Source organism: Micromonospora sp. URMC 107 (genome assembly GCF_051386315.1).
Taxonomy (GTDB): Bacteria; Actinomycetota; Actinomycetes; order Mycobacteriales; family Micromonosporaceae; genus Micromonospora.
Window position 1 is genome coordinate 1 of the sequence record NZ_JBPQTK010000180.1, and the last position, 9007, is coordinate 9007.

Below are 9007 nucleotides of genomic sequence, written 5' to 3' on the forward strand. Positions count from 1 at the left end.
AGCGCCGATGGTACTGCACTCGGGAGGGTGTGGGAGAGTAGGACACCGCCGGACAATCTTTCAGTTCAGGGCCACCCCTCTAAGGGGTGGCCCTGAACTGCGTCACGGACCTTTCCCGAGGACCCGCCGGACCAACTGTGGGAGAGCACGCCATGCAGACCGTCGTGGAACCTCTGCGGGCCCGACCCCGGCCCGACGACCAACTGGACCGGCTGTTCGCCGACGGCTGGCCGGCCTTCATCGGCGCCGACCGGGAGGCGAGCCGTCACCTCGGACGCGTACGGGAGGTGTTCGCCGACCTGGAACTGGTGTTGCTCGACGGGGACGACGAGCTGGTGGCCGCGGGATGGGGCGTGCCGATCCGCTGGGACGGCGACCCGGCGCGCCTGCCCGAGGGCTACACCGACTCGCTCCGGCACGCGCTCACCGGCCACGACCGCGGCGACACCCCCGACACCCTGGTGGTGATGGCCGCCCAGGTCCGCCCCGACCTACGCGGCAGGGGACTGGCCGGTGACCTGATCACGGCCCTGCGATCGCTGGCCGGTGAGCGCGGCTGGTCGCGCGTCGTCGCCCCGGTACGACCCACGCTGAAGGCCCGTTACCCCCTGACCCCGATCGAGCGGTTCGCCACCTGGACCCGTGAGGACGGCACGCCGCTCGATCCCTGGGTCCGTACCCACTGGCGGCTCGGGGCCCGACTGGTCGCCACGGCGCCCCGGTCGCAGACGATGACGGGCACCGTCGCCGAGTGGGAGCAGTGGACGGGCCTGGTCTTCCCCGACAGCGGCGACTACGTCATCCCCGACGGGCTGGCCCCGTTGCGCATCGACCGCGAACTCGACCAGGGCACCTACACCGAGCCCAACCTGTGGTTCCGCCACCGGTAGCGCCGGCGTAGGGGCGGATCGGCGCCCACGGGCGGCGGGCCGGGCCGCGGCGTCGACGGTCGGGCGCGGTACGCGTACGACAGGAGAAAGCCCCGCCGGCGACGTGGCCGGCGGGGCTTCTCCGAGCGGGTGCCGGGCGGCCGTCAGGACGGCTCGGGACCACAGATGAAGCGCGGCTCCGCGGAGTAGCGCCAGGTGAACTTCTCCCGCTTCACGACCTTGCCGTCCTTCTTGAACACGCGGAAGGCGTCCTGGGTGAACCCCTGGCTGCCGCTCGCCGGGATGCAGGTCGGGCCCGGCTTCAGGTACACCGTCTCCGGGTGGGTGATGTTGCGGCGCGGGCTGTACTCGGTCTTCACGCTGTCCCAGATCTTCGTGCTCCAGATCGACACGGTGATCGAACTCGACGTGTAGGAGGTGTCGATCAGGACGCCGTGCTCGGTGTTGTTGCGGAACTTGAAGTCCAGGTCCGGCCAGAAGATGGTCGACTCGATGACCGCCGGGTACCGGCTGAACCAGTACGAGTGCGGCTTGTGCTCGACGTCCTCCAGCCCGGCGTAGTACGTCGCGTTGAACAGCGTGGTGGTGAACTGCGAGGTGCCGCCGCCCACCCCGGGGACCAGCTTGCCGTCGAGGATGACCGGGGCGTCCCGGTAGCCCTGGGCGTAGCCGCGCTCGCCGGTGTGCCCGTTGAGCGAGAACGTCTCGCCGGGCAGCACCACCGTGCCGTCGACGTCCTTCGCGATCGTGACGATGTTCTGGCTGCGCGGCGAGGAGAGCCCACCGGTGAAGTGCGTGGTGAAGGTGGAGACCCGCTCCTTGATGCCCAACCCGGCCAGCTTCGCGGCGGTCAGCTCCGGCTCCGCCGGCTTCAGCTCGCCGGTGACCTTCCGCTCGTCCGCCTTCGGCAGGACGGCGAGCAGGTCGCGGCCGAGGGCCTCGCTGTCGAGCTGCTGCCCGGGCTTGCCGTCGACGACCTTCGGCTTGCCGCCGGAGATGGTCATCCGCGCGTCCCTCGGCGGCACCTCGATCGCGGCCAGGTCGTCGCCGAGCGCGGCGCGCAGCCGCTTCACGTCGACCTGGGGGGTCAGCTTCCCGGCCTTGTCGGCGGTGAACCGGAGGCTCCGCGCGATCGCCTTCGGCGGGATCTGCACCGAGCCCTTGCCGGTGGTCAGCGTGACCGGGGCCGCGACGGCCGGCTTCGCCAGCTCGGCGACCAGCCGGTCCACCTCCTCGGCGGTGGTCGCCGGGTGCGTCTCGACCAGCGGCACGGTCACCGGCTGGCCGCTGAGCCAGCCCTCCCGCACCACCTGCGCGGAGCGGTCCGGATCCAGCGCGAGGCTCGGCTTCGGGTGCACCGCCTTCGGCGTGGTGCCCTTCCAGGTGATCGCCGGCATGGTCATCTTCCGGCCCTGGTCGCCGACGACCTTCTCGAGGGCGGCGTCGAGCCGGGCCGCGTCCACGGTCACCACCGGCTGCACCGCCCGGGACCCCACGAGCCGGTCGACCGCGTGCGCCTCGGCCTCGGCCGCCGCCGCCACGGTGGCGTCGACGTCGACCGCCAGGCCGACGGCGGCCGGGTCGATCGTGGCGGTCCGCTCGCCGACGCGTACCGACAGCGGGGCGTTCAGGGTGGCGGCGCGGCGTTCGAGCTCCGTCCGCAGCTCCCGGGCGGCGTCCGCGCGGCTCCGGCCGCCGAGCTCCGCGCCGAGCACCGTCGTCCCGCGCGGCACGTCACCGGCGTACGCGTAGGCGCCCGCCCCCGCCACTGAGCCCAGCACCGCCGTGGCGACCCCGGCGGCCAGCAGCAGTCGGACCCGGCGGGACCGGGAGCCGGCCGTTCTGCCCGCCGGCGCAGGCGGCTCCGGCTCGTCACCGGGCCAGGTCACGGCCGTGACCTGCACGGTGGGCCGTTCGTCGGCGGGTGGAGTCTTCTCGCCGTACAGCGTCACGGTCACCTCGATCGGACGTACCACAACGGGCGGAGCGCGCCTCCGCCCGGAAGACACCTACGGTAACCGGCGCTCCGGCGGGGCGGCCGCCTGCGCCCACCCGTCGCGCCACGGCGTGTCGCCCGGCGTGTCGCGGGACACCGGCCGGCCGTGGGCCGGGGCGGCGGGCATGGCACGGTAGGGGCATGGGAACGGACGAGGCGGTCCTGGCGTACGGGGGCGGTTGGCTGGACCGGGCGGGGGAACTGCGGACCGACCCGGAACGGATCGCCGCGCTGCTGGCGGACCCGGCGAGCACCCTGCTGCCGCTGTGGCGGGACCGCTGCCTGGTCGCCGGGGACGTGCCGGTGCGGCTGAGCGGGGAACGGGCGGCCGGGGCGCTCGCCGTCGCCGACGAGACCGTCTTCCTCGGCATGGACGAGGGCTCGGCCGTCTTCGCCGTGGACCTCTCCGGGCTGCCCGAGGCCGCCGCCGTCGAGGTGGCGGGGGCGGGCGCCGCCGTCGACGTCCGGGCGCTGGTCGGCCGGCTCGACCCGGCCGGGGCGGCCGTCCAGGCGTACGCGCGGGGGCTGCTGCACTGGCACCGGCAGCAGCGCTTCTGCGGCACGTGCGGGGCGTCGACCGTCGCCCGGGGCGGCGGACACGTCCGGTCGTGCGCGCGGGCGGACTGCGGCCGGCTCCTCTTCCCCCGGATCGAACCGGCGGTCATCGTGCTGGTCGAGGCGCCCGGCGCCCCCGACCGCTGCCTGCTGGCCCGGCACGCGGGCGCGCCCGAGGGGGCGTACTCGACGCTCGCCGGCTTCGTCGAGGTGGGCGAGAGCCTGGAGGACGCCGTCCGGCGGGAGATGGCGGAGGAGGCCGGGGTGACGGTCACCGACCTCGCGTACGTGGGCTCGCAGGCGTGGCCGTTCCCGGCCGGCCTGATGGTCGGCTTCCGGGCCACCGCCGCGTCCGAGCAGGTGCGGGTGGACGGCGAGGAACTGCTGGAGGCGCGCTGGTTCACCCGGGACGAGCTGCGCGAGCGGGCGGCCGCCGGACGGCCGCTGGGCCGCGCCGACTCGATCGACCACCACCTGCTGCGCTCCTGGCTCGCCGCCGGGGCCTGACGGGCCAGCTCCTCCAGCGCGGCGCGCCGCCGCCGGTCTCTCAGCGTGCGAGCACGGCGACCGGCGCGGACGGCGTACCGGTGTCGACGCCGTCGGTGGCGGCGACCCGGAACTCGTAGCGGTGCCCGCGGACCAGCAGCACGGCGGTGAAGTCCGTCCCGCTGACCGGCACCGGGTCCGTCCGCCACTCCCCGCCGGCCGTGACGTCCCGGAGCTGGACGCGGTAGGCGAGGCCCGGCCCCGCCGAACGCCAGGTCAGCCGGGCCTCGCCGTTGCCGCCCGCCGTCGCCGCCAGCCCGCCCGGCGTGGGCAGCCGCGGGACGGCCCGGACGGGCCTGCTCTGCCGACCGGCACCGGCCTGGTTGGCCGCGGCGACCGTGAACTCGTACTCGTGGCCGTTGCGCAGCTGGCGGATGGTGGCCTCGGTGCCCTGCACGGGCACCTCCTCCTCGGTGAACTCCCGCTCCCCGGCGGTGAGGTCCCGCCGGTAGATCCGGTGCCACCCGCCGGGACTGGCCGACCGCCAGGCCAGCTCCACCTCGGAGGTTCCGACCCTCGTCACCCGCAGGTCGGTCGGCACCACCTGCGGCGCGGTGAAGCGCGCCCGGCCCCGCACCGGCGGGGAGAGCGGACCCTCCCGGTCGCGGTCCACCGCGCTGACGGCGAACTCGTACTCGTGGCCGTGCTCCAGGTAGCGGGCGAGGTGACTCGGCCGGGACTCGAGTGCGGGCGAGTCGAAGCGGCTCCGGCCCGCCGTCACGTCGCGCCGGTAGACCCGGTAGGAGATGCCGGGCCCCAGGTTGGCCCAGCCGAGCCGGAGGTTGCCGTCCGGCTGGGCCTGGACGGTCAGCCGGGCCGGCGCGGCTGGCGGGCCGACCGAGGCGGTGGCCCGGACGGGCGCCGAGGGCGGGCTGTCGCCGCCGCCGCCGACCGCGACGACGGTGAACTCGTACGTCCGGGCGTGCCACAGCGAGCTGACGGTCGCGCTGGTGCCGGTGAACGTGCCGACGAGGGCCGGCTCCCGCTGCCCCGCCGTCACGTCGCGCCGGTAGAGCCGGAACAACTGGACGAACGGCACCGGCTCCCAGCGCACCGCGACGTCCCCGGTGCGTCCGGCCTCGGCCCGCAGCCCGCCCGGCGGCGGTGGCGGCGGGACGGTGGCGGTCATCCCCGCCACGGCCGACGGAGGGCCCTCGCCCCGACGCCCGACGGCGGTCACCCGGAACTCGTACCGGTGCCCGTTGACAAGGAAGTCGGCCGAGGCGCGGGGCTCGGCGGTCGGCTCGCCGATCCGGACGAAGTGGGTCTGCCCGGCGGTCACGTTCCGGCGGTGCACCAGGTACCGCAGCTCGTCGTCGGTCGGGACGGGGCGCCACCGCAGCTCGGCGTTGCCCGCGCCCCGCGCCTCGGCCGTGAGCGCCGCCGGCGCCGCCGGCACGTCGGCCCGGTCCGGCCGGGAGCGGGGCCAGTCGACCTCGACGAAGCGCGGCCGGTAGAGGCCGGCGTCGGCGTACGTCACCGCGTCGTCGACGTTGTTGACGTTGTAGGAGATCAGCAGCTTGCCCGGACGCGCCAGGTCGGGGTGCAGGTCGGCGTCGTAGACGAGGTGCCCGGCGTCGGTCTCGGGCGCGCGGTGCAGGTAGTCCGGCCCGTCGAACGGACCCGTCGGCCCGGCGGCCGAGTAGGCCACCAGGTCGGCGCTGAAGACGAGGTTGTTCTCGTGGGTCACGAGCACGTACCGGTCGCCGACCCGCTGCACCCCGTACGTCGTGCCGACCCCGCTGAGGATGCGGGCGGAGCGGTCCGCCGCGGGTGCCCAGTCGCTGCCCGTCCAGAACTCCCACGGGCCCTGCAGGTCGTCGCCGGCGACCCGGGCGACGTGCGCGAACTTCGTCTCGCCGCTCGCCTCGGTGCCGTAGATCAGGGTGTGCCCGCCGTCGCGGAGCAGGGTGGAGCCCCACGAGACGCGCTCCCCCAGCGGCAGCGGCCGGACCGCGGTGGGCGTCAGGCCGGGCAGTGCGAAGGTCGCCAGCGAGGTGCCCAGCAGGACGTGGTCCAGCGGGCCGTCGCCCGTGCGGCGGTAGCGGTTGACCAGCACCTGGAGGGTCCCGCCCACGACCTGGGCGTCGCCGATCCAGTGGAACTGGTCGGCTGCCGGCGGCGGCACCAGCGAGGCGGGGTCGTCGGCGGTGCCGCCGTGCACCGTCTCGCGCAGCTCGTCGCCCTGCTGCACCACCGCGGAGTTGTTGATGAACGACGCCGTGCGGGGGCGGGAGCCGTCCGGGCCGACGGGGCCGAGGAAGGTGTCGGAGAAGAGCCAGAGGAGCCGGCCGTCGGGAAGCCGGACCGAGGCCGTCCGGTCGGCACCGTTCCACCGGCCGGAGGTGTCGCCGTAGCGCTCGAAGAGGGCGGTGAGCCGGTCGGCCGACATGCCGCCCTCGGCCCGCGCCCGGCCCGGGACGCCGGCCGTCAGGGTGAGCACCAGCGCGGTGGCGTACAACACGAGCAGCCAGCGCGCGTGCGCGCGGGCCTTCCCCGGCCCGGATCCGGTCGTGGCCATGCTGACGCTCACCAGAAACCCCCGTCTCCTGGTTATCCGTCCCGCACTGTGACATGTCCTCCCGCTCGGGTGGTAGTGGCCGTACGGGTGCGTTTCGACCCGCTGTCCCGTTCGTGGGCCAATGTCAGGAGTCCCGTGACCACCGCGGTGACCGCCGCCGTGGCCAGGGCCGCCCCGGCGATCCCGGCGACGGTCCGCGGCACGACGGTCGCGACGGCGGCCACGAAGATGACCGTGGACGTCCACAGGGGAGCGGCGGGCCACCGGGCCGACGCCGCGACCCGGGCGTTGACCAGGATGAACACGACCGCGTACAGGGCGCCGGTGGCGGCGAAGAGCGGGGCGTAGCGGCCGGCTGCGGCGTAGGCGGGGCCGCCGGCCAGGCGGAAGGCCAGCCCGCCGGCGAGCGCCGAGCCGAGCACCAGCGCCGCCCCCGCGCCGGCGACCAGGGCCAGCGCGGTGACCAGGGCCCGCCGGTCACCCCTTGCCAGCCGGGGCAGCGCGATCACGGTCACCACCTGCGGCGCCCACAGGGCCCCCTTGGTCAGCACGGTGCCGACGGCGTAGGTGCCGGCGACGTCCGGCGGCAGGAAGCGGCGGGCGAGCAGGAGGTCCGCGTAGGAGACGACCAGCATCGCCAGGGTGGCGCCGCTGGCCGTGAGCACGGTCCGGGTGGCGAGGGAGGGCACGGCCGGGTCGATGCCGGCGCCCCGGTTGAGGCGTACCAGCAGGGCGAGCACCAAGACCGAGGTGAGCGCGCCGGCCAGCAGCGAGCCGGTGAGCCCGCCGCCGAGCGAGAGCCCGGCCACCATCCCCCCGTAGCGGCCGGCGCCGAGCAGCGCCATGCCGCCGGCGAGGCGCAGGAAGCGCTGGTCGCCCTGCAACTCGCCGAGCCAGCGGCCGGCCGCCACGACCGCCACGGTGAGCACGCCGAGCAGCAGCACCGCCGGGGCGGTCAGCCGGAGCTGGACGGCGGCCACCGGCAGCGTCAGGGCGAGCAGCGCGGCGGTGACGAGGACCGTGAGCAGGGTCGGCCGGGCGGTGGCGGCGCGACCGTGCCGCGCCCGGTGCACGGCGACCGCGATCTGGAGCCCGGTGCTGGCCACGCCGCCGATCGCACCCAGCGCCAGGAGCGTGGCGAGCGCGCCCAGCTCCGCCGGGTCGAGGTGCCGCGCGCCGAGGACGGGCACCACGTAGGCCAGCCCGTTGACGAACACCCCGGCCAGCGTCACCGCGACGCCGGCGGTGCCGAGACTCCTCGCCCGGCCGGGCCGCTCCGAATCCGTTCCCATCAACCGTCCCGTGTCGCCGGCACTCCCGGGTGTGCGACGGGCGCGCGTACAGTGGCGCCACGCCGGTGCCACGCCCGGTCAGCGTAATGAGGAGGTCAACCCTGCGGGAGAGGTCGATGCTCGTCGGGCTCGGGCTGGCCGTCACCCTGCTGGTGCTGGCTCCGCTGGCGGCACCCGGATACGTGCTCAGCTACGACATGGTCTTCGTGCCGCACCAGCCGTGGCGCGCCGAACTCGTCGCCCCGTCCGACTCGCTGCCGCGGGCGGTGCCGTTGGACGCCCTGGTGTCGCTGGCGAGCCAGGCGGTGCCCGGGTGGCTGGTGCAGCGGCTGGCGCTGGTCGCGGTGCTGCTGCTCGCCACCGTCGGCGCCGGGTCGCTGGTGCCGGCCCGGCACCCGGTCACCCGGCTGGTGGCCGCCGTCGGGTACGCGTGGACGCCCTACCTGGCGGAGCGGCTGCTGATCGGGCACTGGGGTCTGCTCCTGGCGTACGCGGCGCTGCCCTGGCTGGTGCTGGCGGCGATCCGGCTGCGGACCGGCGCGCGGCGGGCGCTGCCGCTGCTGGTGCTGGCCGCCGCCCTCGCCGCGGTGACCCCGACGGGTGGCCTCATCGCCCTGGCGAGCACCGTCGTGCTGGTGCCACGGCGGGGCGGGGGCCGGGTCGGCGCGACCGCGGTGGTGGCGGTGCTGCTGCTGAACGCGCCCTGGCTGGTGGCGGCGGCCCTGACCCGGGCGGACGCCCGGACCGACCCCGACGGGGTGGCGGCCTTCGCCGCGCGGGCGGAGAACTGGAGCGGCGCGCTCGGCGCCCTGGCCGGCACCGGCGGGATCTGGAACGCACAGACGACGCCGGCGAGCCGGTCGTCCCCGCTGGCGCCGGTGGCCACCGCCGTCGTGCTGGCCCTGGCGGTCCTCGGCTACCGGGCGCTGCGCCGCCGCTGGCCGGACGGGTTCGTCGACCGGCTCGCCGCGCTGGCGGCCGGCGGTTTCCTGCTCGCCGCCCTGGGCGTGCTGCCCGGCCTGGGCGCGTCGCTGGAGTGGCTGGTGGCCACGGTGCCGGGAGCCGGGGTGCTGCGCGACGGGCAGAAGTTCCTCGTCCCGTACGCCCTGCTGGTCGCCGTGGGGTTCGCGCTCGGCGCGGAACGGCTGGCCGTGGCGGCGGGCCGGGCCGGGCGGGCCGGCGCGGGCGGGCTGGCCCTGCTGCACCA

General features: G+C 75.8%; 5 protein-coding genes and 1 pseudogene. 3 read left to right on the forward strand and 3 right to left on the reverse strand.

The window, feature by feature from the left end:
* Positions 1 to 164 precede the first annotated feature (164 nt).
* Positions 165 to 890 (forward strand): hypothetical protein, encoded by a 726-nt coding sequence (locus ACSNN9_RS26325; protein ID WP_436675915.1) that lies wholly within the window; start codon positions 165 to 167, stop codon positions 888 to 890.
* A gap of 143 nt (positions 891 to 1033) precedes the next feature.
* Here ACSNN9_RS26325 and ACSNN9_RS26330 read toward each other — a convergent pair whose 3' ends face one another.
* On the reverse strand, positions 1034 to 2848 hold the full coding sequence (locus tag ACSNN9_RS26330) for a VanW family protein (protein ID WP_436675916.1): 1815 nt from the start codon (positions 2846 to 2848) through the stop codon (positions 1034 to 1036).
* A gap of 179 nt (positions 2849 to 3027) precedes the next feature.
* On the opposite strand from ACSNN9_RS26330, the gene nudC reads away from it, so the two are divergent.
* Positions 3028 to 3948, forward strand: coding sequence for an NAD(+) diphosphatase (gene nudC, locus ACSNN9_RS26335; protein ID WP_436675918.1), 921 nt, complete (start codon positions 3028 to 3030; stop codon positions 3946 to 3948).
* Positions 3949 to 3988: 40 nt separating this feature from the next.
* On the opposite strand, the gene ACSNN9_RS26340 is transcribed toward nudC, so the two are convergent.
* Together ACSNN9_RS26340 and ACSNN9_RS26345 are read right to left on the reverse strand one after the other, a co-directional pair.
* The gene (locus tag ACSNN9_RS26340; protein ID WP_436675920.1) at positions 3989 to 6520 is read right to left on the reverse strand and encodes a fibronectin type III domain-containing protein; all 2532 of its coding nucleotides are present in this window, start codon (positions 6518 to 6520) and stop codon (positions 3989 to 3991) included.
* 20 nt (positions 6521 to 6540) lie between these two features.
* Positions 6541 to 7800, reverse strand: coding sequence for a polysaccharide biosynthesis protein (locus ACSNN9_RS26345; protein ID WP_436675922.1), 1260 nt, complete (start codon positions 7798 to 7800; stop codon positions 6541 to 6543).
* A gap of 86 nt (positions 7801 to 7886) precedes the next feature.
* Between ACSNN9_RS26345 and ACSNN9_RS26350 the strand changes: the two are divergent.
* Positions 7887 to 9007 (forward strand): annotated as a pseudogene (locus ACSNN9_RS26350) (hypothetical protein); the annotation flags it as partial.

What these genes read in the sequence shown, in the direction of transcription:
- nudC (WP_436675918.1), top strand. Translation starts at nt 3,028, where the DNA reads ATGGGAACGGACGAGGCGGTCCTGGCGTACGGGGGCGGTTGGCTGGAC.
- ACSNN9_RS26345 (WP_436675922.1), bottom strand. Translation starts at nt 7,800, where the DNA reads ATGGGAACGGATTCGGAGCGGCCCGGCCGGGCGAGGAGTCTCGGCACC.